This is a genomic window from Sphingopyxis sp., assembly GCF_025869345.1.
Taxonomy (GTDB): Bacteria; Pseudomonadota; Alphaproteobacteria; order Sphingomonadales; family Sphingomonadaceae; genus Sphingopyxis.
In genome coordinates this window covers 1-24071 of record NZ_JAOZVW010000070.1, presented here as the reverse complement: position 1 = coordinate 24071, position 24071 = coordinate 1, and the positions used below count along the sequence as shown (strand labels likewise).

Annotated in this window: 23 protein-coding genes; 11 read left to right on the top strand and 12 right to left on the bottom strand. The window is 65.2% G+C overall.

Annotated elements, in window-relative coordinates; all coding sequences use genetic code 11:
• The first annotated feature begins 26 nt into the window (after positions 1–26).
• From OJI97_RS07590 to OJI97_RS07550, 9 genes are all read left to right on the top strand, one after another.
• Positions 27–2150, top strand: a complete 2124-nt coding sequence (locus tag OJI97_RS07590) for a molybdopterin-dependent oxidoreductase (RefSeq protein WP_297662455.1) — start codon at positions 27–29, stop codon at positions 2148–2150.
• 9 nt (positions 2151–2159) lie between these two features.
• Positions 2160–3176 (top strand): NADP-dependent oxidoreductase, encoded by a 1017-nt coding sequence (locus OJI97_RS07585; RefSeq protein WP_297662454.1) that lies wholly within the window; start codon positions 2160–2162, stop codon positions 3174–3176.
• Positions 3173–3949, top strand: a complete 777-nt coding sequence (locus OJI97_RS07580) for a ThuA domain-containing protein (protein ID WP_297662453.1) — start codon at positions 3173–3175, stop codon at positions 3947–3949. Before OJI97_RS07585 ends, OJI97_RS07580 begins: the two co-directional genes overlap by 4 nt.
• Positions 3950–4024: 75 nt before the next feature.
• A complete protein-coding gene (locus tag OJI97_RS07575) occupies positions 4025–5269 on the top strand; it encodes a cytochrome P450 (RefSeq protein WP_297662452.1) in 1245 nt (414 codons plus the stop codon).
• Entirely contained in the window at positions 5266–6327 is a 1062-nt protein-coding gene (locus tag OJI97_RS07570) for an acyl-CoA dehydrogenase (RefSeq protein WP_297662451.1), read from the top strand. Before OJI97_RS07575 ends, OJI97_RS07570 begins: the two co-directional genes overlap by 4 nt.
• Entirely contained in the window at positions 6324–6716 is a 393-nt protein-coding gene (locus tag OJI97_RS07565) for an OB-fold domain-containing protein (protein WP_297662450.1), read from the top strand. Before OJI97_RS07570 ends, OJI97_RS07565 begins: the two co-directional genes overlap by 4 nt.
• Positions 6713–7861, top strand: a complete 1149-nt coding sequence (locus tag OJI97_RS07560; RefSeq protein ID WP_297662449.1) for a thiolase family protein — start codon at positions 6713–6715, stop codon at positions 7859–7861. The genes OJI97_RS07565 and OJI97_RS07560 overlap by 4 nt, the downstream gene beginning before the upstream one ends.
• Positions 7862–7869: 8 nt before the next feature.
• Complete coding sequence (locus OJI97_RS07555) at positions 7870–9078, top strand: acyl-CoA dehydrogenase family protein (protein WP_297662448.1); 1209 nt, start codon at positions 7870–7872, stop codon at positions 9076–9078.
• Between the two features lie 92 nt (positions 9079–9170).
• Positions 9171–9941 (top strand): LuxR C-terminal-related transcriptional regulator, encoded by a 771-nt coding sequence (locus OJI97_RS07550; protein WP_297662447.1) that lies wholly within the window; start codon positions 9171–9173, stop codon positions 9939–9941.
• A gap of 34 nt (positions 9942–9975) precedes the next feature.
• Here the strand turns inward: OJI97_RS07550 and OJI97_RS07545 are convergent, their stop codons facing one another.
• Positions 9976–10512, bottom strand: coding sequence for a VOC family protein (locus OJI97_RS07545; RefSeq protein WP_297662446.1), 537 nt, complete (start codon positions 10510–10512; stop codon positions 9976–9978).
• 99 nt (positions 10513–10611) lie between these two features.
• Here OJI97_RS07545 and OJI97_RS07540 point away from each other — a divergent pair, with 99 nt between their 5' ends.
• Positions 10612–11841, top strand: a complete 1230-nt coding sequence (locus OJI97_RS07540) for an aromatic ring-hydroxylating dioxygenase subunit alpha (protein WP_297662445.1) — start codon at positions 10612–10614, stop codon at positions 11839–11841.
• A gap of 18 nt (positions 11842–11859) precedes the next feature.
• Positions 11860–13284 (top strand): aromatic ring-hydroxylating dioxygenase subunit alpha, encoded by a 1425-nt coding sequence (locus OJI97_RS07535; protein ID WP_297662444.1) that lies wholly within the window; start codon positions 11860–11862, stop codon positions 13282–13284.
• An 83-nt stretch (positions 13285–13367) separates the two neighbouring features.
• Here OJI97_RS07535 and OJI97_RS07530 read toward each other — a convergent pair whose 3' ends face one another.
• The 11 genes from OJI97_RS07530 to OJI97_RS07480 form a co-directional block, all read right to left on the bottom strand.
• Entirely contained in the window at positions 13368–14288 is a 921-nt protein-coding gene (locus OJI97_RS07530) for an SDR family oxidoreductase (RefSeq protein ID WP_297662443.1), read from the bottom strand.
• Entirely contained in the window at positions 14285–15934 is a 1650-nt protein-coding gene (locus tag OJI97_RS07525) for an FAD-dependent oxidoreductase (protein ID WP_297662442.1), read from the bottom strand. Before OJI97_RS07525 ends, OJI97_RS07530 begins: the two co-directional genes overlap by 4 nt.
• Positions 15935–15938: 4 nt before the next feature.
• Positions 15939–16331, bottom strand: a complete 393-nt coding sequence (locus OJI97_RS07520) for a nuclear transport factor 2 family protein (protein WP_297662441.1) — start codon at positions 16329–16331, stop codon at positions 15939–15941.
• Positions 16328–16558, bottom strand: a complete 231-nt coding sequence (locus OJI97_RS07515; protein WP_297662440.1) for a biotin/lipoyl-containing protein — start codon at positions 16556–16558, stop codon at positions 16328–16330. Before OJI97_RS07515 ends, OJI97_RS07520 begins: the two co-directional genes overlap by 4 nt.
• Positions 16559–16562: 4 nt before the next feature.
• Complete coding sequence (locus OJI97_RS07510) at positions 16563–17552, bottom strand: alpha-ketoacid dehydrogenase subunit beta (RefSeq protein WP_297662439.1); 990 nt, start codon at positions 17550–17552, stop codon at positions 16563–16565.
• A complete protein-coding gene (locus tag OJI97_RS07505; protein WP_297662438.1) occupies positions 17549–18529 on the bottom strand; it encodes a thiamine pyrophosphate-dependent dehydrogenase E1 component subunit alpha in 981 nt (326 codons plus the stop codon). Before OJI97_RS07505 ends, OJI97_RS07510 begins: the two co-directional genes overlap by 4 nt.
• The gene (locus OJI97_RS07500; protein ID WP_297662437.1) at positions 18530–19162 is read right to left on the bottom strand and encodes a glutathione S-transferase family protein; all 633 of its coding nucleotides are present in this window, start codon (positions 19160–19162) and stop codon (positions 18530–18532) included.
• 10 nt (positions 19163–19172) lie between these two features.
• The gene (locus tag OJI97_RS07495; protein WP_297662436.1) at positions 19173–19937 is read right to left on the bottom strand and encodes an SDR family oxidoreductase; all 765 of its coding nucleotides are present in this window, start codon (positions 19935–19937) and stop codon (positions 19173–19175) included.
• Positions 19938–20234: 297 nt separating this feature from the next.
• A complete protein-coding gene (locus OJI97_RS07490; protein ID WP_297662435.1) occupies positions 20235–20444 on the bottom strand; it encodes a hypothetical protein in 210 nt (69 codons plus the stop codon).
• Positions 20445–20476: 32 nt separating this feature from the next.
• Complete coding sequence (locus tag OJI97_RS07485; RefSeq protein ID WP_297662434.1) at positions 20477–22597, bottom strand: DEAD/DEAH box helicase family protein; 2121 nt, start codon at positions 22595–22597, stop codon at positions 20477–20479.
• Positions 22590–24071 (bottom strand): DNA methyltransferase (locus OJI97_RS07480; RefSeq protein WP_297662433.1); only part of this gene is annotated, 1482 nt, incomplete at its 5' end. The genes OJI97_RS07480 and OJI97_RS07485, both read right to left, overlap by 8 nt.

Here is a 24071-nt window from a genome sequence, read left to right as displayed (position 1 = left end):
CGTAGGGTGCGATCAGGGAGAGAAATATGCCCGAGGTCCGCCGCAGCTTCTGCCGATTCTGCCACGCCAATTGCGCGATGCTGGTCACGGTCGAGGACGGACGCGTGACGAAGGTGCAGGGCGATCCCGACGATCCGGTGTTCGGCGGCTATAGCTGCATCAAGGGCCGCCAGCTCCCCGAAGCGCATCACGGGCCGCAGCGGCTGACGGTGTCGCAGAAGCAGGGCGCCAAGGGTTTCGCCGACATCGACACGACGGCCGCGCTCGACGAGATCGCCGCGAAGCTCGGCGCGATCATTGCCGAACACGGCCCGCACGCCGTCGCCGTCTATGGCGGCACCTACGCCTTCCAGAACAGCGCCGGGGTCGGCAGCGCCCTCGCCTTCGCGCAGGGACTCGGCACGCGCAACATCTATACCTCGGTGACACTCGACCAGCCGGCGAAGGTCTATACGACCATGCAATATGGGAGCTGGATGGGCGGGATGCACACGTTCGCCGAGGCCGACGTCGCTTTCTTCATCGGCAACAATCCGATCGTCTCGCACTATGGCCCGCCGGGCGGCCTACCGCCCTTCTCGCCCTCGCGCCGCCTGCGCGACGCGCTCGCCGGCGGGCTGAAGCTGATCGTCGCCGACCCGCGCCAGAGCGACGTCGCCGCGCTCGCGGACATCCATCTGCCGGTGCGGCCGGGCGAAGATCCGGCGCTGCTCGCGGGGATCGTCAACGTCATCCTGTCCGAAGGCCTCTACGACAAGGCGTTCGTCCAGCGCTACGTCGACGGTCTCGACGAATTGCAGCGCGCGGTCGCGGCCTTTACCCCTGCTGCGGCGGCCGCGCGCGCGGGGGTCGAGGAAAATCAGCTCGTCGCCGCAGCGCGAATGTTCGCGAACGGCACCAAGGGCGTCGTGTCCACCGGCACCGGCCCCGAAATGGCGGGCAACGGCACCCTCACCCAATATCTCGTCTCGGCGCTCAACATCCTCTGCGGGCGATTCTGCCGCGAGGGCGAGAAAAGCTCGATCCCGCGCGTCTTCACCCCCGTCACGCCGCGCCGCGCGGAGGTCGCGCCGCCGATGACGCCCTATGGCAAGGGCTTCCCCGCCTCGCGCTTTCGCGGCCTCACCCATCTCGGCATGGAGATGCCGTGCAACGTCCTCGCCGACGAGATGCTCACCCCCGGCGAGGGGCAGGTGCGCGCGCTGATCGTGATCGGCGGCAATCCGCTCGTCGCCTTTCCCGACCAGGACAAGATGGCGCGGGCGCTCGCCGGGCTCGACCTGCTCGTCGCGATCGACGTCAACGCCGAGTCCGCGACCGCGAAGCGCGCCGATTATATCCTCGCCCCCAAGATGTGCCTCGAGCGCGAGGATATCAGCAACCTTAGCGAATGGTGGTACGAAATCCCCTACGCCCGCTACACCGAGGCGATGATCGAGGCGCCCGCGGGTCTGCTCGAGGAATGGGAGATGCTCTGGGAGCTTGCGCACCGGCTCGGCACCGGCCTGCCGCTCGCGGGCGGCCCCTGCCCGATGGACGAACGGCCGGCCAAGGAGGCGTTTCTCGACCTGATGGTCGCGGGCTGCGCGGCGCTGCCGAGCCGGGTGCGCGCCGATACGGTGGACGGCAAGGCGGTGATCTATCCCGAGCTTCACCCGATCGTCGAAGCGGGCGACCCCGATGCGCCCGGCCGCTTCGACCTCGCCGCCGGCGGGATGCCCGACCGGCTGATCGCCTATGGCGGCGCCGACCAGCCGACCCCCGATTTCCCGTGGCGCATGGTGTCGCGGCGGAGCCGCCACCGCTTCAATTCGACCGGGCAGAATCTGCCCGCGCTGCGCGCCAAGCGCACCACCAATCCCGCCTTCCTGCACCCCGACGACCTTGCGCGGATTCCGTGCGGCGACGGCGATATCGTCCGCATCCGGTCGGCGGCGGGCGAGGTCGTCGCGGTCGCGCGCGCGGCGCCGAACATGCGCCCCGGCGTCGTGTCGATGGCGCACGCCTTCGGCGATCCCGGCATCGGCCCCGAAGGCGTACGCGAGCATGGCGCCTCGACCAACCGGCTGGTCAGCGAGAGCGTGCGCTACGACCCCGTCACCGGCCAGTCGCTGCAAAGCGCGATCCCGGTCGCCATCACCCCCGCCTGAGGAGTCTTCATGCCCGACAATCGCCGCTTCCTGCTCGTCCGCCGTCCGAACGGCGAACCGGTGCGGGAGGATTTCTCGCTCGTCGCCGAACCCCTGCCCGACCTCGCCGAGGGGCAGTTCCTGATCCGCAATCACTATGCCTCGCTCGACCCCGCGATCCGTGGCTGGATGGACGATGCGCCGAGCTATATGCCGCCGATCCCGCTCGGCGATCCGGTGCGCGCGACCACGGTGGGCCTTGTCGAAGCGAGCAAGGCCGAAGGCTTCGCGCCCGGCCAATGGGTGCTCGGACTGAACGCGATCGAGGATTATTCAGTCGGCGTCGCGGGCGGCTTCACCCAGCCGATCGATGCGGGGCTCGTGCCCTCGGTGACCAACTATCTCTCGGTGCTCGGCGCGGTCGGCATGACCGCCTATTTCGGTCTGATCGAGGTATGCGAGCCCAGGCCCGGCGACGTCGTGCTCGTCACCGGCGCAGCGGGGGCGGTCGGCTCGCTCGTCGGCCAGATCGCCAGGATCAAGGGCGCGGGCAAGGTCATCGGCATCGCGGGCGGCGGCGAAAAATGCGGGCGGCTGATCGACCGCTACGGCTTCGACGCCGCGATCGACTATCGCGGCAAGGACGTCCACGCCATAACCGACGCGATCCGCGCCGAGGCGCCGGACGGGGTCGACGTCATCTTCGAAAATGTCGGGGGCGACATTCTCGACGCCGGGCTGATGAACCTGCGCCACGGCGCGCGCATCGGGCTCTGCGGGCTGATCAGCGAATATAACAGCCCCGACAAGGTCGGCGCACGCAACATCTGGCAGCTCATCGTCCACCGCGCCGCGATGCGCGGGCTGCTCGTCGCCGACTATATCGACCGCTTCGCCGAGGGCGGCGCCGAAATGGCGGCATGGCTCCAGCAGGGCAGGCTCGTCGCCGACGAGCATGTCGACGAGGGGATCGAGAACAGCTTCGACGCCTTCATGCGGCTGTTCGCGGGGAGCAATCAGGGCAAGATGATCCTGAAGATCGCATGAGCGCCGCGCATCGCCTTCTCGTCCTGTCGGGCGGTCATCCCTATGAGGCCGAACCTTTCGCCGCTCTGCTCGCAAGCCTGGACGGCTGGGCGGTCACGCACCTGATCCATCCCGAGGCCGAAGCGGCGGTCGGCGCGGGCGCCGCGGACGACGCCGACGCGATCCTCTTCTACGACATGCCCGGCTACAGCTTCGAGGGCGGCAGGGCCGTGACGCGACCGCCCTCCTTCGCCTATCGCCGCGCGATCGCCCACCATTTTGCGCGCGGCGGCGGCGCGGTCGCGATGCACCATGCGATCGCCGGCTGGGCCGAATGGCCCGAATGGGCGGCGATGATCGGCGGGCGCTTCCTCTATGCGCCGGGTGAGGCGAACGGCGAGCGGCATCTCGATTCGGGCTATCGCCACGACGTGCGCTACGACGCCGTCGTGCTCGATCCCGGCCATCCGGTGACGGCGGGCCTGCCGCCGCGCTTTCCGCTCCGCGACGAGCTCTATCTCGCGCCGGTGTGGGGCGCGGTGACGCCGCTGCTCCGCGCCGACCATCGTTTCGTCCGCGACAATTTCTATTCGGCGGCAGAGGCGGTCGCCGGGCGGATGTTCAGCAACAGCGGCTGGGATCACCGCCCCGAAAGCGACCTGATCGCGTGGGAAAAACCCGTCGGCAACGGCCGCCTCGTCTATATCCAGCCCGGCGACGGCCCCGCCGCCTATGCCGATCCCAACCTCCGCCGCCTGATCGCCAATGCACTCGGCCATGTCGCAGCGGCCTAACGAAAATGTGCATCGCGCGGCCGGAACCGCTGCATATAGTCGGACGCATAAAGAGAAGATCGAGGGAAGAGGCGCGTGAACGACATCGCCGCAAGCAGTTTTTTCGACCCGCAGGTCATCGCGGACCCGTTCGACTATTATCGCGCCTGGCTGCCCAAGAGTCCCGTCGTCCCCTTGTCGGAGGGCATGTTCCTCGTCCTTTCCTATGATCTTTGTGTGCAGGCGACGGGCGCGGTCGATATCTTCTCGAACGATTTCCAGGCCACGCTGTCGGGCGCGATGGCCGAGGACGGCGATGTCGCCGCGATCCTCGCCGAAGGCTGGCCGCAGGTCGACACATTGCTCACCGCAGACCCGCCCGTTCACACGCGCTTTCGCAAGCTCGTCAACCTCGCCTTCTCGATGAAGCGCGTCGCGGCGATCGAGGAGGATATGCGCCGCGTCGTCGTCGGCCTGATCGAGGCGATGGCGGAAAAGGGCGAAGGCGATTTCGTCCGCGATTTCGGCATCCCCCTGCCCGTCGCGATGATCGCGAGCCAGATCGGCATGGAGAAGGACCTCGACCGCGTGAAACGCTGGTCCGACGCTTTCGTCGACCGGCTCGGGCGGATGATCCCCAAGGAACGCGAACTCGAATGTGCGCGCGAGGTCGTCGAATTCCAGCACCATGTGAAGGCGAAGATCGACGAGCGGCGCGCCAATCGCACCGACGACCTGCTCTCCGACCTCGTCCATGCCGAGGTCGATGGCGAGCGCCCGCTCGAAGACGCCGAAATATTGTCGATCATGCAGCAATTGATGGTGGCGGGGAACGAGACGACCACCTCGGCGCTCGCCGGCGGGCTGCTGCAGCTCATCGAAAACCCCGGCCAGATGGCCAAGGCGGTCGCCGCCGCCGACGCGGGCGACGAGCGCACGATCCTCAACCTCGTCGAAGAGGTGCTGCGCATCGAAAGCCCGACCGCGGGCATGTGGCGCCGCGTGCTGAAGGACACCGAGCTCGGCGGCGTCGCGATCCCCAGGGGCGCGATGGTGCAGCTGCGCTATGCCGCAGCGAACCGCGATCCCGCCAGATATCCCGACCCCGACCGTTTCGACATCGAACGCGCCAACGCGCGCAGCCACCTCGCCTTCGGCAAGGGCATCCATATGTGCATCGGCAATATGCTGAGCCGCAAGGAAATGGCGGTCGCCTATTCCGAGCTGCTGACACGCCTGACCGATTTCCGCCTCGCCGACGGCCATACGCCGAGCTGGCCGCCGAACATGCTGCTGCGCGGCCTCACCACCCTGCCGATCATGTTCCGGCGGCGCGCATGAATTTCGACCTCGACGACGACCAGCGGCTGACCCGCGACACGATCGGCCGCTTCCTCGGCCCGGTCGATATCGCGGCGCGACACGCGATGCGACAAGCTGACGGCGGCTATCCGCGCACGCGCTGGCGCGAGGTCGCCGACCTCGGCCTGCTGGCGCTCGCCGCACCGGCGGCGATGGGCGGCATCGGCGGGACGATGGTCGATCTCGCGCTCGTCGCCGAAGCGCTGGGCAAGGGACTCGCGATCGATCCCTGGCTCGAAAACGGCGTGCTGCCGATCCGGCTCGCCGCGGCGGCGGACGACGGCGCGCTGGTCGGGGATCTGCTGGCGGGCGCGCGCGTCGCGGCGGTGGCCTTTGCCGAGCCCGGGCGCCGCTACGAAACCGAAGCCGCAGGGACCAGAGTCGACGGCGAGCGCCTCGTGGGTGCGAAGACCTTCGTCCTCGGCGCGCCGCTCGCCGACACGCTGCTGGTCACGGCGACGGAAAACCGGCTGGCGCGGGTCGCGGCGGACGCCCCCGGCATCGTGCGGCAGGATTATCCGGTGATCGACGGATCGCGCGCGGCGACGATCGACCTGCACCGCGTTCCCGCCGAGTTGTTCGATCTGCCCGCGACCGGATTCGACCGCGTGATCGGCGATGTCCGCCTGCTCGCCGCGGCCGAGATGCTCGGCCTCGCGCAGGCGATGTTCGACGACACGCTCGCCTATGTCGGCGAGCGCCAGCAGTTCGGCGCCGCGATCGGCAGCTTCCAGGCGCTCCAGCACCGGCTCGTCGAATGCTATGCCGCGCTCGAACAGGCGCGTTCGATGGTGCTGCGCACCGCGATGCTCGACCCCGCGACCGACGATGCGAAATGGCCGCGGATCGCCGCGGGTGCCAAGGCCTTCGTCGGCGAAGCGGCGATGCGGATCGGGCTCGAGGCGGTGCAGATGCACGGCGGCATGGGGCAGACCGACGAGCTCGCGATCGGCCATGCGCTGAAACGCGTCATGCTGCTCGACAGACTCTTGGGCGACCAGACGCTCTGCCTGACCGCTTATGCGAGGGCGGCATGAGCGCGCGCGTCCCGATCGCGCCCGGCCTGTGGACCGACGAAGCCGAACCGCGGCTGATCGGCGGCCGCCGCGCCGATGGCGAGATCGTCTTCCCCATGCCCGACGGCGATGCCGCCGCGCGCGTCGAGCCGGCCCTGCTGTCGCGCCAGGGCACGCTCTGGTCGTGGACGACGCAGGGTTTCGAGCCGAAGGAACCCTATAGCGGCCCGCAGCCGTTCCAGCCCTTCCTGATCGGCTATGTCGAACTGCCCGGCGAAGTGATCGTCGAGACGCGCATCGTCGATGCCGCCCCGGCCGATCTCGTCATCGGCATGGCGATGATATTCGCCGTCGTCCCCTTCGACGACGCGCGGTCGATCTATGCCTTTCGCCCGGAGCGCCAGCCATGAACGACGACGTCCATATCATCGGCGCCGGCATCCACCCCTTCGGCCGCACCGACGGCCGCTCGGGGCGCGACCAGGGCGTCTTCGCGGTGCGCGCGGCGCTGGAGGACGCCGGGATCGAATGGGGCGACGTCGAATATGCCTATGGCGGCTCGGCGGCGGCGGGATCGGCCGACATCATGGTCAACGAGCTCGGCCTGACGAGCGTTCCCTTCATCAATGTCGCGAACGGCTGCGCGACCGGCGGCAGCGCGCTCGCCGCCGCGCGCAACGCGGTGGCCGCGGGCGCCTGCGACATCGCGCTCGCGGTCGGTTTCGACAAGCATCCGCGCGGCGCCTTCAACGCCAAGCCCGCCGAATATGGCCTCCCCGACTGGTATGGCGAGACGGGGATGATGCTGACGACGCAATTCTTCGCGCTCAAGATTCAGCGCTACATGGCGCTCCACGGCATCAGCCGGCGGACGCTGGGGCTCGTCGCCGAAAAGGCGTTTCGCAACGGCACGCTCTGCGACCATGCCTGGCGGCGCTCGCCGGTCGATCTCGACACGATCCTGAACGCGCCGGTCGTCAACGATCCGCTGACCAAATATATGTTCTGCTCGCCCGCCGAAGGCGCGGTCGCGCTGATCCTCGCCAGCGCGAAGAAGGTCCGCGAACTCGGCGCCGACGCGGTGCGGATCGCGAGCATCGCCTTTCGCACGCGCCCCGAAGGATCGTTCGAGGTCTTCGCGCCGTCGATCCGCGTCGGCGGCGGCGGCAAGCCGACCGAGATCGCCAGCCGCGCCGCCTTCGAAATGGCGGGGATCGGCCCCGAGGATGTTTCGGTCGCGCAATTGCAGGACACCGAAAGCGGCGCCGAGATCATGCACATGGCCGAAAACGGCTTTTGCGCCGACGGCGAGCAGGAACAATGGCTCGCCGAAGGATGGAGCGAGATCAAAGGCCGGATGCCCATCAACACCGACGGCGGCTGCCTGGCCTGCGGCGAGCCGATCGGCGCTTCGGGCCTGCGGCAGGTCTATGAGAATATGGTGCAGCTGCGCGGTCGCGGCGGCGAGCGGCAGGTCCCGAACGGCCCGAAAGTGGGCTATAGTCATGTCTATGGAGCGCCCGGCCTGTCGGCGGTGGCGATCCTCGAACGCTAGTCGAACGCATGGATCTCGATCTCACCAAGGCCGAACTGGAATTTCGCGAAGAGGTCCGCGACTTCCTCCGCACCTCGCTGCCCGACCATGTCCGCGAAGGCGCGCGGCGCACGCCCGGCGTCTTCGTCGAGCCCGACATCGGCCTCGTCTGGCACCGCATCCTCAACGACAAGGGCTGGGTCGCCTATCATTGGCCCGAAGATTGCGGCGGCACCGGCTGGACGCCGATGCAGCGCTATATCTTCGAAAAGGAATGCGCGGTCGCGGGCGCGCCGGCGCTGTCGGTGCTCGGCCTCCGCCTCGTCGGCCCGGTGATCTGCGCCTTCGGGACGCAGGAGCAGAAGGACCGCTTCCTCCCCGCGATCCGCGCCGGGACCGATTATTGGTGCCAGGGCTATTCCGAACCGCAGAGCGGCTCCGACCTCGCTTCGCTGCGCACCCGCGCGCGCCGTGACGGCAACGACTATGTCGTCGACGGATCGAAGATCTGGACCACCCACGCGCATCACGCGAACTGGATCTTCTGCCTCGTCCGCACCGATCCCGACGTGCGCAAGCAGGCTGGGATCAGCTTCCTGCTGATCCCGATGGACCAGCCCGGCGTCACCGTCACCCCGATCATCACCATGGCGGGCGACCATGAGGTCAACCAGGTCTTCCTCGACGGCGCGCGCACTCCGGTCGCCAACCGCATCGGCGACGAAGGTCAGGGCTGGACGATCGCCAAATTCCTGCTGGAGAACGAGCGCGGCGGCTCGTTCCACGCGCCGCGGCTGATCCGCGCGATCGACCATCTGGAGGCGCTCGCGGGTATCGCGCCGAGCGGGCACAATGGCGCGCTCGCCGGCGATATCCAGGTCGCGACGCGGATCGCGCGGCTGCGGCTCGAGGCCGAGGCGCTGGAGACCACCGAGCTCCGCATCCTCGCCGACATCGCGAAGGGGCGCCCGGCGGGGCCGCAGACCTCGCTCGTCAAGCTGCTGTCGTCCGAGCTTCATCAGCGGATCGACGGGCTGGCGATGGAGCTGCACGGCTATGACGGGCTGCAACTGCCGACGGCGCGCCCGCTTTACGGCAATGAAGCGCCGCCCGCGATCGGCGACGCCGACGCGCAGATCGCCGCCGCGCGCTACCTCAACAGCCGCGCCTGGACCGTGTTTGGCGGATCGAGCGAAGTTCAGAAAAACATCATAGCCAAGACGGTGCTACGCCTATGACACATGCATTGCGACTTGCCGGCCAGTGTGAAATAGTTCCGGCCATGGGAGCCGAGGCAGCCCGGTTGCCGGACGACGGACGCCCCCCTCCGATGAGGGTCAGGGCGCTTGTCGAAGCGGTCACGGTCCGCTGCGTGGAGGATATCCATGACGCGGCGGTGGTCCTGCGCGATTTCGCGGCGTCGCACGGCCTTCGCGCCGCGCTCTGCGACGACATCGCGTCCAAGGAAACGATGGTCGATGCCGACGGTGCGGTCCTCGCCGCCGACCTGTTCGGCTGGCTCGGCGACGGCGAGCGCTGGTGGGAGGATCACCGGCTCGCGCTCCACTCGCCCTTGCCGCGTTCGTGCCGGTATGAAAGCGAGCCCTTCTGGTGCAATGGCGACGGCTTTCGCACGGCCAATCCCAACCCCTATCTCGACGATATCGACCTTTCGCGCTATTTCGCCGCGAACGCGCGCTACAAGGCGGCGATCGTCGTGCCGGTTCATCTGCCCTTCGGCCAGATTTCGGCGAACAGCTATCACCCGACGAGCCCCGATATCGTCGACCTAAGCGACATGTTCGCGGAGATCGGCCATATCCTCGGCGCGGCGACGCGGCGCTTCATCGCGGGCTATGCCTCGGCGATGCGGACCAAGCGGCGCATCCCCTCCGACTGCGAATTGTCGAAGCGCGAGGTCGAATGCCTGCGCTGGGCGGCGATCGGCAAGACCGACCGCGAAATCGGCATGATCATCTCGCTGAGCCACGCGACGGTGCGCTATCACGTTCACCGCGCGGGCGAGAAGCTGAACTCGGTCAACCGCGCGCAGACGATCTTCAAGGCCGGGCAGCTGGGATATCTGGGCGCGAACAGCTGACTTCTATCCCCCTCCCGCAAGCGGAAGGGGAGATTTATCCCAGCGATCTTAGCGGCTCGCTTCCGTCCCAGTTCTTCGCCGCGTCGCGCATCATCGCGAACAATTCGCGGGTGCCCGCCTGCGGTTCGAGCAGTTCGACCAGTGTCCCCGGCCCGGTGCCGGGATCGGCATAGATCACCCCGCCCGTATCGCCGACGGGCGCCTCGAAGATGACTTCCGCGCCGACCTCTTCGCAGCGCACCCGTGCTTCGGCGATCGAATCGACCAGCACGCACACATGGTGCAACCCCTCGCCCACCGCATAGTCGCCGCGATAGATCGATGGCGCATCGTTCTCCGGCCGGATCAGTTCGATCTGCATCTCGCCCCAATAGCCGAGCGCCATGGTGAAGACCGGATCGCTCGGCATGCCACGATAATGTCCGCCGGCAAGCGACACGTCGGGCAGCAGGAAGAAGGGCCCCGCGCCCATCACCGCGGTCCAATGCCGCAGCGCGGCGTCGAAATCCGACGGCACATAGGCGAGCTGCATGATGTCGCCGAGCGATGCGAGCGTTTCGGGTCCGGCCATCGGTCTCTCCCCTCAAAAGCGATAGCGCACAAGCGCCGGGCTTTGTGCGATAAGCTGTTCGGGACCCGGAATCATACTGGGCAAATTGTGAGGGATGCCATGGCCGAGTCCGATCCGAAGATCGCATCGCAGGACTGGTTCGCCGTCCGCAAGCGCAATGCACGCGCGGGGCTGCGCAAGCTGGTCGCCATCGTCGCCGAGAACCGCACCGACCGGGCGGCCGCGCCGCTGCCGCTGCACAAGTCGATCTATACCGGCGAGGGGCGCCACGCCGCCGAAATGGCGCATATCTTTCGGGGCGAGCCGATCGTCGCGGGGCTGTCGGGCGACATTCCCGAAGCCGGCGATTGCCTCGTCTTCGACGCGGTCGGCCCGTCGATCCTCGTCGCGCGCGGCAAGGACGGCATCGCGCGCGCTTTCCTCAACATGTGCACGCACCGCGGCGCGAAGCTGGTCGAGGAGCGCGAGCCGTGGCGCGGCACGCGGCCGCGCATCGTCTGCCCGTTCCATGCCTGGACCTTCGACCCCGCGGGCACGCTGGTCGGCCAGCCGGGCAAGGAAGGGTTCGCGGGCTGCGAGATCGGCGCCCGCAACCTCATCGAACTGCCCTGCGCCGAACATCTCGGCCTGATCTTCGTCCGCGCCGATCCCGATGGCGAACCGATCGACGCCGCGGCGCATCTCGGCGATTTCGGCCCCGTCCTCGCGCAGCTCGAACTCCACCGCGCCGAGCCGGTCAAGAAGGGTATCCTCACCGCCGATTCCAACTGGAAATTCGCGCTCGATACCTATGGCGAGGGCTATCATTTCAAGATGCTCCACGCCTCGACGATCGGCGGGACGCATTACAGCGACCGCAACGTCTATGAACCGATCGGCCGCCACCACCGCGTCAGCTTTCCCGACCTGTCGATCGGCGCGCTCGTCGGCAAGGAGGAGAGCGAATGGCCCGAGACCGATTATGGCGGGGTCCATTTTCTCTTCCCCAACACCGTCATCTTCTTTGGCGCGGTCACCCCCGGCGTCTATTTCACCCAGGTCTTTCGCCTCTTTCCCGATGGCGCGGGGAAAATGTTTTGCCAGTTCGCGGTCTATGCCCCCTTCGGCATCGAAAGCGACGAGCATCGCGCGATGTGCGAGATGGCCTATGACGCGACCGCGACCGTCGTGCAGACCGAGGATTATCGCGTCGCGAGCAGCGGCTACGCCAACCTCATGACCGCGCCCGCCGACTTCCATGTCGTGCTCGGCGCGAACGAGCCGGCGCTGCACGGCGTCCACCGCTCGATCGCCGCGGCTTGCAAGATGCCGCTCGACCAGATCGCCTGACCTTTCCGGAGCCTATCGATGAACGACCTTTCGCCTCCCCAGGACCAGAACCGCGACGACCGCTGCCCCGGCACCAGCTACACCGACATGCTGAAGGCCGATACGCGGCGCGCGCCCGATTATCTGCTGATCGAATCGAACCAGGAACTCGGCGACGCGCCGATCGCGATCGAGCGATATGTCAGCGAGGACTGGGCGAAGCTGGAACGCGAAAAAATGTGGCCGAACGTCTGGCAGTTCGCCGCGCGCGAAGAGGATATGCCCGATCCCGGCGACACGGTCGTCTATGACATCAACGAAAAGAGCATCCTGCTCGTCCGCCAGAAGGACGGGTCGGTGAAGGCCTTCTACAACGTCTGCCTCCACCGCGGCCGCAAACTCCGCACCGAAAGCGGCCCCGCGGTCAACCTGCGCTGTCCCTTCCACGGCTTCACCTGGCACCACGATGGCCGTTTCAAGGAGGCGCCCTGCGCGTGGGACTTCCAGCATCTCGAAGACAGGGACATGAGCCTGCCCGAACTGAAGGTCGACCGCTGGCAGGGGTTCATCCTGGTCAGCGAGAATCACGACCTGCCCCCATTCCGTGAATGGGTCGGCGCTGGAATCGAGCATTTCGACAATTGGCGGCTCGACGAATGCCACACCGGCGCGTGGATCGGCCGCGTCATCCCCGCCAACTGGAAAGCGGTCTCCGAGGCCTTTATGGAGGCGTGGCACAGCATCGTCACCCATCCGCAGATCCTGGGCTTCACCGCCGACGCCAACACCCGCTATGACCTCTACGGCGATTTCCTCAACCGCGCGATCACCCCGGCGGGGGCGATGTCGCCGCACATCAAGGGCAAGGATCAATTCTATGTCCTGAAGTCGCTCGAGGATTTCATCGGCGCCGGCGACAGCCGCGCGCGGCGCAGCACGGGCTCGCCGCACGACCTCAAGGGTTTCGACCCCGACGATCCGATGCTGGCGCGCAAGCTGCTCGCGCAGGCGAATCGCGACGCTTTTTCGGCGATGAACGGGCATGATTATTCGGACGCGACCGACAGCGAGATGCTCGACAATTTCACCTACAATGTCTTTCCCAACTGGGCACCGTGGGGCGGGCTGGTGCCGAACATCGTCTATCGCTGGCGGCCGTGGGGCGACGTCGACCATTGCCTGATGGAGGTCCGCATCCTGATGCGCACGCCAAAGGGCGAAAAGGCGCCGCGCTCGGCGTCGATGCACTTGATCCCCGACGACCAGCCCTTCACCAGCGCGAGCCATCTGATCGGCGCCGCGCTCGCCGGGGTGTTCGATCAGGATATGGAAAACCTGCCCTATGTGCAGGAAGGGATGAAATCGTCGCCGAACGGCGTGATCGAACTCGGCCATTATCAGGAAAGCCGCATCCGGCATTTCCACCGCACGCTGGGGAAATATGTGAGCGGGCAATTGCCCTAGTCGTTCGTCATTGCGAGCGCAGCGAAGCAATCCAGAGTGGCGTAAACCGCCCTAGATTGCTTCATTGCGCTCGCAATGACCGCCTAAGCCGGAACCTTGACCGGCGACCAGTCCTGCCGCTTCGCCCAGTCGGCGAAGGACGTCGGCGTCACCCCGAGCAGCCGCGCCGCGGGCACCGCATCGAGCGCCACCGGCGACACCGGCTGGTCGTTGTACCAGCGATAGAATTTCGCCATCCCGTCGTAGATGCTGAACGGCTGCACATCGCGCGAGCCCGTCACCAGCTCGCTCATCCGCGCGGCGAACTCGTCGGGCGACAGGCTCTGGAAGCGCACCGGGCGTCCCGCCGCGACGCTCAGCCGCTCGGCAACCTCGGCGCCGGTCAGCGCTTCGGGTCCGCCGACCGCGATCCGGTCGGCGATCAGATCCTCATGCAGCAGCGCCGAGACCATATAGGCCGCCACATCCTGAAGGCAGACCCAGCTGATCTTCAGCGTCCCGGCCGCAGGATAGGCGAATATCCCGCTGTTGACGATCGCCGGGCGCGACCAGATGCGGATGATATTGTCCATGAACACCATCGGCTCGATGACGGCATAAGGCACGCCGCTGTCGTGGATCGCCCGCTCGATATCGCGCCGCCCGTCGTGCGCCGAGAGGTCGAGGTCGCGCTCGGCGACGAAACAGCTCGTGTTGAAGACGATCTTGCGCAGGCCCGCGGCGCGCGCCGCGGCGGCGATGTTGCGGCCCATCGTCGCGGCGCGCGCGCGGTCGAACTCGAACGGCAGATGCATCGCCAGCGCGTCCTGTCCGCTGAACGCGGCGATGAGGCTTTCGACATCGAACAGGTCGGCGGCGACTTCGGGCACGTCGGGATGCACCGTCGTCGCCATCGCGCCCGGCCGCCGCACCCCGGCGGTCACCGCAAGCCCGCGCGCCTTCAGCGCGGCGACCAGCGGAATCCCCTGATCGGCGGGGGCACCAAGAACGATGACCGTCTTCATGCCGCGCTCTCCACCTGCTTCGCCGGGCAGGCCGCCGCATCGCGCCCCGCGAGGAAGCCGAACACCATCCCCGGCGCGATCGTCCCGCCTGGCCCGCCGTAGGTCATGCCCATCGCCGACGCCATGACGTTGCCTGCGGCATAGAGGCCGGGGATCGGAACCCCGTCGACGCTCAGCACCCGCGCGGCCGCGTCAGTCTGCGGTCCACCCTTGGTGCCGAGCGCGCCGCTCTTGATCTCGACCGCGAAGAAAGGCGGCTCGCCGATCGGGCCGAGCGTCGCGGCGGTCGAGCCGCGTCCGTCGGGATCACCCCACCATTGGTCGTGCGCCGCGTCGCCGCGCCCGAAATCGGGATCGCGCCCGCTCGCGCAATGCGCATTGAAGCGCTCGACCGTCGCTTTCAGCGCCTCCGCGTCGATGCCGAGCCGTGCCGCGAGGTCATCCAGACTCTCGGCGCGCATCGCCCATTGCGGCGGCGCGACGCCGCGCTCGCCGCTGATCATCCCGAAGCCGAAGCGGTCGATATAGCGCTGGTCGAAGATCAGCCAGCACGGCAGGTTCGCATAGTCGAAGGCGCTGACGTCCTGATCGTGGAACGCGGCGCCGATCGCATTGTAATTCGCCGCCTCGTTTGTGAAGCGCCGCCCCTTGCGGTTGACCATGATCGAATGCGGCAGGCTGCGCTGCCCCGCGACGAGCGTCTTGCCGGTAGAGCACTCGCTTTCGGGCACCTCGGCGACGGGCATCCACCACGCCTCGCGCATATTGCCGAGCATCGCGCCGGCGCGCATCGCCATCCTGAGGCCGTCGCCGGTGTTGGTCTTCGGGCTCAGCGGATGCGTCAGCGGCCCGCGGATGAAGGCGCGGAGCAGGTCGGCATCCCATTCGAAGCCGCCGGTCGCGAGCACCACCGCATCGGCGGAGATCTCGACCGCACCGTCCGCCGTCTCGAATACGGCGCCGGCGACGCAATTCCCGTCCATCAGCAGCCGCACCGCGCGATGGCCGGTCCTGGGCTCGATCCCGCGATCGAGGCAGGCGCGCAGCAACCGGCCGACCAGCGCCTGCCCGCTGCCGCGAAGGTCGCCGTCGATCCGGCGCTGCAGCTCTTCGGGCGCGAGCGGTTGCGGCTTCGCCTGGCCGAGCGGTGTGTCGTATATCGAGAAATGCGGCGAGGGATAATAGGGCGACATAGTCACCTTCGCAGCCCATTCGCCCAATTCGTGGAACGAATAGAGCGGGCAATCGAGCGAGCGCCCGCCGTGCGGCATCCCGCCCGGAAATTCGGCATGATAATCGGGAAACTCGGGAATCGGCCGGAACTGCACCGGCGTATTCGCTTCCAGAAACGCCACCATCTCCGGCCCATGGTCGAGGAAGGCCTCGACCAGAGGCTGCTGCATCAGCCCGTGCGACATCGACAGGAGATAGGTCAGCGCCTTGGCGCGGCTGTCCTCGACGCCCAGCGTCTTTTCGTGATGATTGTTCGGAATCCAGATCATCCCGCCCGACCAGGCGGTCGTCCCGCCGACCCGATCGCCCTTCTCGAACAGCGAGACCCTCGCCCCGGCTTCGTGCGCCGAAATCGCGGCGGTGAGCCCCGCGCCGCCGGTGCCGAGGACGAGGACGTGGGGCGCTTCGCTCATGACCCTATGCCTTCAATTGTTCGACCATGGCGGCGGTGTCGAAATAATGGATGCGCATCGACGCCATTTTGCCGGCATCGTCGAAGCGGGTGACTTCGGCGATATGCGTCTCGAACCGCTTGCCGCTCGATCGCGCCGTCACCGTGAAGTGGAGCAGCGCAACGGTGTATTTTTCGCCGCCGACCAGTTCCTGCCACGCGACCACCGGATCGTCCCAATAGCCCATGACATGCGCGTAGAGCCGCTGGAGCGCGTCGCGCCCGCGCCATTCGCCGCCATAGGGAAGCGACGCCGGTTCGTGGATGACGAAATCGTCGGCCATATAATCGGCGACCGCGTCCCAATTGCCCCGGGCGACTTCGGCATACATCGCCTTGCTGGCGTCGAGCGGGGTCATTCGATCGTCCCCACCAGCGCGCCGACCGGATAGACCGCACCCTCCACCCCCGTCGGGCGGATGGTCCCCGCGACCTGCGCCTCGACCTCGACCGTCGTCTTGTCGGTCTCGACCGTATAGATGACGTCGCCGATCTCGACCCGCTCGCCGTCGCCGACCATCCATTCGGTCAGCGTCATTTCGGTCGCCGACATGCCGATCTTCGGGATGCGCAATTCCTCCGCCATCGCCTCAGCCCTTCCAGTTCACGGCGGCGCGCACCGCATCGGCGATCGCATCCTTGTTCGGTATCCACGCCTGTTCGAGGGCATTCGCCATCGGAACCGCCGAGAAAGCGCCGCCGATGCGCGTCACCGGGGCTTTCAGCTTGCCGAACAGTGCCTCGTTGAGGCGCGAGGCGATCTCGGCGCCGGTGCCATATTGCTTGACCGCCTCGTGCAGCACGACCGCGCGGCCCGTCTTTTCCACCGACGCCGTGACCATCGCCTCGTCATAAGGGGCGATGGTGCGGAGATCGACGACCTCGACCGAAATCCCTTCGTCGGCGAGCTTGCCCGCGACCTCGAGCGCGTCGAGCACGGTGCGGCCATAAGTGACGATCGTGCAGTCGCTCCCCTCGCGCGCCACCGCCGCCTGGCCGAGCGGCACGACATGCCCCGGCCCCGGATCGTCGGACTTCAGGCCATAGCAGAGGATATTCTCGATGAAGATCACCGGGTCGTTGCACGCGATCGCCGCGCGCATCAGCCCCTGCGCGTCGGCGGCGTTCGACGGCGTGACGATCTTCAGCCCCGGCACATGCGCGAACCAGGCCTCCAGCATGTCCGAATGCTGGCCGCCGAAGCCGACGCCGACGCCGGTCGTCGTGCGAATCACCAGCGGCACATTCGTCTGTCCGCCCGACATGAAGCGCAGCTTCGCCGCGTGATTGACGATCTGGTCCATCGCGACGGTGGTGAAGTTCATCAGCATGATCTCGGCGATCGGGCGAAAGCCCGCGAGCGCCGCGCCGACGCAGGCGCCGACGATCGCCTGCTCCGAAATCGGCGTCGCGCGGATGCGGTGCTCGCCATATTTTTCGGTGAGGCCCGAGGAGATTTTGAACACCCCGCCGCCCTGCTTCGCGCCGACGTCCTCGCCGAGCAGGATCACGCCCTCATCCTCGGCCATCGCCTCGTCGAGGGCGCGGTTCAGCGCCTGCGTCATCGTGATCTGGCTCATGCCGCAATCTCCTCTTCGAAGACATCCTTGCGGATTTCCTCCGGCCCCGGCAGCGGACTGTTCGCGGCGAACTCCGCCGCCGCGTCCATCTGCGCGTCGAGGTCGGCGACGATCGCGTCGAGCTCGGCCTCGCTGAACTGGTGGTCCAGCATCAGCCGGCGCAGCCGTGGCAGCGGGTCCTCGGCCGCCATTTCGGCGAGATGCTCCTGCGGCATGTAGGAGAAGTCGGCGCCGAAGAAATGCCCCATCATCCGGTAGCACATCGCCTCGATCAGCGTCGGCCCCTCGCCCGCGCGCGCGCGGTCCGCCGCCGCTTTGGCCGCCTTGTAGGTCGCGATCGCGTCGTTGCCGTCGACCTTGACCCCCTGCATCCCATAGGCGGCGGCGCGGGTGACGATCGAATCGACCTTCGTATGGTCGGCGAAGGCGGTATGTTCGCCATAGCGATTGTTCTGGCAGAGGAAGATGACGGGCAGTTTCCAGAGCTGCGCCATGTTCATCGCCTCGTGAAAGGCGCCGATATTGGTCGCGCCGTCGCCGAAGCAGACGACCGTCACCTTGCCGTCGCCGCGATTCTGCGACGCGAGCGCGAGGCCGTTGGCGATCGGCAGCCCCGATCCGACGATCCCGGTGGTCACCATCACCCCGCTTTCGGGATGGGTGATGTGCATCGACCCGCCCTTGCCGCGGCAGGTGCCGCCCGCCTTGCCCGCGATCTCGGCGAACAGCGGGTTCAGCGGCACGCCCTTGGCGATCTGGTCGTGCTGGCCGCGATAGGTGGTGACGAGATAGTCGCCGGGCTCGAGCGCGGCCATCGCCGCCGCCGACACCAGTTCCTGCCCGCGCACCGTATAATACATGACCGCCAGCTTGCCGGTCATCAGCAGCGAACGGAATTTCTCGTCGGCGCGCGCGACGCGCATCGTCCGGGTATAGATATCGCGAAGCGTGTCGCGATCGATCGTCGTATCGGTCATTCAGCTGTCTCCGATGCCCTGCTGGGGGTTGGCGCTGGGTCGCGCGGCGACGCGGCCCCGCCAGGCGGCGAGATGAGCGAGCGCGGGATCGAGCGGCTGGCCGACCGCGCCGCCGAACTCGACGAAAGAATAGAGCAATATGTCGGCGAGGCTGAAGCGCGCGCCCGCCACCCACGGCCCCGCGCCGACGATGCCGTCGATCTGCGCCAGCCCGTCGGCGGCGAGCCGTTTCAGGTCGGCGGCAGCATCGGGCAGGCAGAGCAGGCGGCTCCCGAACATCGCCAGGCCCTCGGCGCCGCGAAAGCCCGCGGTCATCGGTACGACGACGAGCTGGTCGATCATCCGCACCAGCATCCGCGTCCGCGCCCGCTCCTCGGCCGCCTCGCCGAGCAATGCGTGCGCAGCGCGCGTTTCGTCCAGATATTCGCAGATCGCGATGCTTTCGGCGAGGCAGCGGCCGTCGTCGAGCTCGAGCAGGGGGGTGTGGCCCAGCGGGCTTTTGGCGCGAAAATCGGGGCGGCGGTTCTCGGCCGCCATGATATCGACAAACTGCCGGTCGACCGTCAGCCCGGCCTCGGCGAGATACATCAGCACCACGCGCGGATTGGGGCCGAGCGATTGATAGAGCTTCACCGCGCGCGGCCTAGAACTGGACGCGCTTGGTGAAGCCGCCGTCGACGACGAGATGCGCGCCGGTCATATAAGGGCAGGCGGGCGAGGCCATGAAGACGATCGCCTTCGCGACCTCCTCGGGCTCGCCGAAGCGCCCCATCGGCATCTGCGCGAGCGTCGCATCGTAAAGCGCCGGCACCGCCCCCTTGATCGTCTCCCAATTGCCGCCGGGATAATAGATGGCGCCCGGCGAGACGATGTTGACGCGGATGTTCCGCGGCGCGAGCGCCTGGCTGAGCTGCGAGCCATAGGTGATCAGCGCCGCCTTCAGCGCATTGAACGCCTGCGGCACGATGAAGGTCTCGACCGCCGCGGTCGACGCCATGAAGATGATCGATCCCGATCCCGACGCCGCGAGCGCCTCGGTCAGCGTCTCGACCCCGTGCACCGCGCCCATGATGTCCATATCGAGCCCGCGCTGCCAGTCGCCGGTCGCGCCTTGTCCCGACGAGCTCGCGGTGTGGATGAAGATGTCGCAGCCGCCGAGCGTATCGCACGCCCGGGTCAGCCAGTCGCGATAGCCGTCGGGATTGCCGGTCATGTCGAACGGCTCGCCATGCACCTTGCCCGGCCCCGCGGCGTCGATCGCCGCGACCGCCGCCTCTACCTTTCCGGCATCGCGTGAAAGGAAGGCGACGTCGGCGCCTTCGGCCGCAAAAACCTTGAGCGACGCGAGCCCGAGCCCGTGCGCCCCGCCATTGATGATCACCTTCTTGCCGGCCAGACCCAGATCCATCGCATCCTCCTCATCCGCATTTTGCCGGAAAGAGTAACGCGATCCTCCGAACCGAGACATCAGCAAAAATGGGAGCGGACGAGGTGCTTTCGGCGCCGCCGACGCGAAAGCCGTGCGTGATGGTCGCGCATCAAGACCCGCGCCTTCCCGGCCACCGCCAAGTCGGCTCGAAAGAGCGAAAGGAAGGAATGGCGCACCGCTCTCAACGAAGATGAGCAATACGCCTTTCCTATAACGCTATGAAAGTGCCTCGCCAATCGCGCCGGACGGTAGTGCGCCTTGCCAGCGTAGCGGATGTTAGCGAAGGCACTCCTTCACTGCCGCATCCAGCGAATTCACATAAACGGGCGTAGGGTTTCCGCTCTTCATTTTCCAGACCGTGTAGCCGCCCGGCAACGGCTTGCCGCGAAGCGTGGACTGCTTTCCTTCGCTGATAAACCGAGTGAGAAGCTTCGTCTTATGGTCCTCTTGGATATCGAAAAGCTTCCGCGCAACCGCGTCGGACAATAGATGACTTCCCTTCGTATCGAGACAGTAGATCATACCCTTCTTCCACACGATGAAGTCGGGGTAGAAATTTGCTGTATCGCCTTGCGACAGTAGCGGGATGTGAAACCGCCTGACGAGGGGTTTCGGTGCCAAGGGAGCCCTTGCGTATCCAACGCCGTGGCGAAAGGCAGCTCAAACTTATTCAGGCCGCTGTACCGAGGATATAGCGAGTGAGTGAACCCTATCGCTTTTTTGCCGACACGGGTCGTGCCGAACGTGAATGGCATATTGCTCTCATAAACTAGTTCGGCAAGTGCGTAGAATGCCTCTGTGGCATCCTCAGCAAGCTTGTCAGCGAGCTTGTCCGCTTTGCTCTGTGCCTGAACCCGCACATCGAATTTCAAATCATGCAAATCGGCTATCGCCAGAACTCTCGATGAGCGCGATTTCATTGCGGTGCTGACAAGCCACCGCAATCTAACCGGGTTGGTGTTGCCGCCTTCTTGCCACAAAACTGGCTGAGGAACGTTGTCACCAACGACCTCAATTACAGCAGAGGCGCCCTTCGCTCCCGCAATGGTGTTAGCGTCGCCCTCGACGAACGTCGGAAAGTCATCGAGTAGCTCTGCCAAACGGGTTCGTGCGGCCTCTGAATCGACGAAAATATGATGGAGACTGACGCCTTCCAGTTCTCGCGGCTCTATACCTTCCGATGCGGCCCCGGCCCCTCCAAAGTTGTCGGAGATGGTGAGCGGCGCGCCTTCAGATTTGAGCTTTGCTTTGACCTTGTCGATTGTCTCGGTGAAGACATTCTCGCGATCTACCCGAACAAAAAAATGAGCCGTATTTAAGAGCGGATCGTCGTAATGTTTTGCACCAAATTGCCGGAGCACGCGCCCCATAATTTGCTCAACTTGAATAGTCGAACCCATGCTTTTGTCGATATAGCCTAGGTAACAAGCAGGATCGTCCCAACCTTCCTGTAGGCCGAGATTGAAGATCACATGCTGGTAATCACCGGCCGCAAATTGATCGAAATCATTGTCGCCTTTCGAGAAGAGATTGACGATGTCAGGCTTCGTCCCGGCATCAAAGGCAAGGTTGGCATAAATCGCAATTCGTTCAGGGAGAACACCCTTCTGCTCGACAAGGTAGCGCCAAATTCGAATCGGAGGCGCTTCACGCTTTAGAAAAGGCAGCGAAGGATCGTCTCGCGAACCGTCATCCGTAATGTTCGTTTTGCAGACGTAGATTGCCTTGGGTCGAAAATTGAGCTGAGCCACATCCACAGCCTGTTCGAGCAAGTTCAACCGCTCGAACAGCTCGTCGAGAGACTGCGACATCGCGGCAGTGGTTCCATCAAACTGCAGCGCCAGCTTTACCAACTGCGCCTTGACTACCTTCTCGCTGTCTACGGACGTAGTAATGAACAATTCCGGTTCGACCGTGCCATGATCGTCCGCTGCTGCTAACTTCTGGAATTGGTCGACATCATCGGCTTCTTCGACCCACAGCTTGATGGGGTTCACGACCGATTTTGTAAAATTCGTCGGAAGCCTCAGCGTAGCGCTCGCCAGCAGATAAGCGTCGGGCTGAAGCTCTGCTATTATTTCCGCCTGCTGCTCCGACAGATTATGTCCCTCATCGTATACGACAATGAGAGGGCGTCGTGCGCCGGCGCCAGGGCGGGAAATCAATCTTTCCCAAGGGCTCTCGTCGCCGAAGGTGTCATTGTCTCGTTTATAAATGTGTAGGTTACCCTCGGCCTGCTCCTTGTTGTTGAAGAGCCCGGTTGTTGTGGTGATCAGCAACGGCGCGGTGGGGTCGTTCAGCAGCGCGGGCGTAATGTTCCCAATCGGAAGCACCCGAAACTCTTCTACCAAATGGCTGTATTTCTCGCCCTCGGAGAAGTTGGTCAGTGTTTGACCCACCACCGAGCGAGCCTTTGACATCCAGAGAACGATTGGCTCGGCGTGGAGGTTTGCTCTCATCCGCATAACCGTCTCGGCCAGAACAGGAGTCTTCCCCGCACCTGTCAGAGCTGAGAGCGCTTGGAAAAATGGGCGCGGCATATTTCCTTTGCGGGGGCGGTCAGGATGGCTTGCGTAGAACGAGAACCGGTCGACCATTTGCTTGGCAGCGGCTGCTTGGAATACCTTGAGTTCAAGCATTGTCGTCCGCCGCATTTGTATAGGCGTCAGCCCGCGCGTTGAATCCGATATGCTCCAATACTCGATCAGGAATTTTATAAAATTCTACACCTGCGCCCGTATAGGGCGCTATCGATGCGTATACGTGATAACGCTCCGCGAGCCCTGCTGCACTAGCTTCGGCAGCTATAGCTCGAAACGCTTCGCGGTTTAGCACTGAGGGGGTTTCAGGGTTATCCCAGATGAGGAAAAAGCCCTCGTTCTTTGGGTTCGTGGCAAAAAGATACTGGTGTGACCCGATCGAATATCTATGAAGGTACGAACGTGCCTTTTCAGCCTTGTCCCAATAGCTGTTAAGGAGCAGGTCGATCATCTCCTCGCGTGCGAGAGCCTTGACAGCGACCGCGTCGATCTTCTCCCTTTTGAGCTGAATAAATCGAAACCCTCCACCGAGTGCGGGTTGTGAGCCAGAAGCCCAATTTCCTTCAACCACTCGTCGAATGCGATCTGCAGTCAGGGTCTTGGCGTAGTGATCCTTCTTTTCGCTATTGCCTTGTTCGATCATGATGAAGCGACGCGTTCCGCCGGTTTCATTGTTGAGCTGCAAAACTGCGTGACCAGTCGTGCCAGACCCGGCGAACGCATCAAGCACAAGGCCACCGTTAGGGCACCAAAGTTGGATCAGCTTTTTGAATAATTTGAGTGGCTTTACAGTCGTGAAACCATGCCCAGCCCCGACAATCGACGTGAGTTCGCTCACGCCGTCGCTAGTGCGTCCTGACTCTTTATACCCCCATGACGCCGCATCCAGCTCCACCGGGTATCCTTCCTCTTCTTCAGCCCAGTAGGTGACAGGAACCTTGCCCCGCTTGATGCCCTCGAGATAGGTCTTCACACGCGGACGCCCTTGGCCATCCCGACCGAACCAGACAAAGGGCCATTCATCCTTACCAAGCCGTGCACTGGCTTTCTTTGCCACTGTGGCTGATACGGAATTTGAAGAGCCACCTTTGACCATCAAAGCGGGCGCGCGACCATCGCCAATATCGCGCTCCTCATAGCTGGTGCCCCACTGAGTGAGCCACGCTTTGATATTTCTCTTCGGATGCCTCCAAGAGCCATGCCCCGCCGGATAATGGACCTCGCCCGTGAAAGGCGATTGAATCCCGTACTCATCCTTCGGCGACGAGCTCCGCGCAGTCAGATTGCCTTCGCGCCAAATGCCGCTGCTGTCGTTGTCAGGATTCGAGTAGCGCTTGTTATCCTGCTCAGTGCGCCCCGGCGAAAGTGTGCGCGCCTTGGCCAAATCCTTCGCATAAACCAGCACATACTCTGTTGACGTTGATACGTGCGATTTGTCGGGACGTGGCGCAGCCGTCTTCTGCCAATTAATAATTGCGAGGCGATTGTCCTCGCCAAAAATCTCATCCATCAACATGCCAAGGCGATAGAGTTCACGATTATCGATGCAAATGGCGATGACGCCGCCCGGCCG

Bases quoted from the DNA above. Each gene is read 5' to 3' on its own strand.
- OJI97_RS07590 (WP_297662455.1), top strand. From the start codon at position 27: ATGCCCGAGGTCCGCCGCAGCTTCTGCCGATTCTGCCACGCCAATTGC.
- OJI97_RS07585 (WP_297662454.1), top strand. From the start codon at position 2,160: ATGCCCGACAATCGCCGCTTCCTGCTCGTCCGCCGTCCGAACGGCGAA.
- OJI97_RS07580 (WP_297662453.1), top strand. From the start codon at position 3,173: ATGAGCGCCGCGCATCGCCTTCTCGTCCTGTCGGGCGGTCATCCCTAT.
- OJI97_RS07570 (WP_297662451.1), top strand. From the start codon at position 5,266: ATGAATTTCGACCTCGACGACGACCAGCGGCTGACCCGCGACACGATC.
- OJI97_RS07565 (WP_297662450.1), top strand. From the start codon at position 6,324: ATGAGCGCGCGCGTCCCGATCGCGCCCGGCCTGTGGACCGACGAAGCC.
- OJI97_RS07560 (WP_297662449.1), top strand. From the start codon at position 6,713: ATGAACGACGACGTCCATATCATCGGCGCCGGCATCCACCCCTTCGGC.
- OJI97_RS07555 (WP_297662448.1), top strand. From the start codon at position 7,870: ATGGATCTCGATCTCACCAAGGCCGAACTGGAATTTCGCGAAGAGGTC.
- OJI97_RS07550 (WP_297662447.1), top strand. From the start codon at position 9,171: ATGAGGGTCAGGGCGCTTGTCGAAGCGGTCACGGTCCGCTGCGTGGAG.
- OJI97_RS07545 (WP_297662446.1), bottom strand. From the start codon at position 10,512: ATGGCCGGACCCGAAACGCTCGCATCGCTCGGCGACATCATGCAGCTC.
- OJI97_RS07540 (WP_297662445.1), top strand. From the start codon at position 10,612: ATGGCCGAGTCCGATCCGAAGATCGCATCGCAGGACTGGTTCGCCGTC.
- OJI97_RS07535 (WP_297662444.1), top strand. From the start codon at position 11,860: ATGAACGACCTTTCGCCTCCCCAGGACCAGAACCGCGACGACCGCTGC.
- OJI97_RS07530 (WP_297662443.1), bottom strand. From the start codon at position 14,288: ATGAAGACGGTCATCGTTCTTGGTGCCCCCGCCGATCAGGGGATTCCG.
- OJI97_RS07525 (WP_297662442.1), bottom strand. From the start codon at position 15,934: ATGAGCGAAGCGCCCCACGTCCTCGTCCTCGGCACCGGCGGCGCGGGG.
- OJI97_RS07520 (WP_297662441.1), bottom strand. From the start codon at position 16,331: ATGACCCCGCTCGACGCCAGCAAGGCGATGTATGCCGAAGTCGCCCGG.
- OJI97_RS07515 (WP_297662440.1), bottom strand. From the start codon at position 16,558: ATGGCGGAGGAATTGCGCATCCCGAAGATCGGCATGTCGGCGACCGAA.
- OJI97_RS07510 (WP_297662439.1), bottom strand. From the start codon at position 17,552: ATGAGCCAGATCACGATGACGCAGGCGCTGAACCGCGCCCTCGACGAG.
- OJI97_RS07505 (WP_297662438.1), bottom strand. From the start codon at position 18,529: ATGACCGATACGACGATCGATCGCGACACGCTTCGCGATATCTATACC.
- OJI97_RS07495 (WP_297662436.1), bottom strand. From the start codon at position 19,937: ATGGATCTGGGTCTGGCCGGCAAGAAGGTGATCATCAATGGCGGGGCG.
- OJI97_RS07485 (WP_297662434.1), bottom strand. From the start codon at position 22,597: ATGCTTGAACTCAAGGTATTCCAAGCAGCCGCTGCCAAGCAAATGGTC.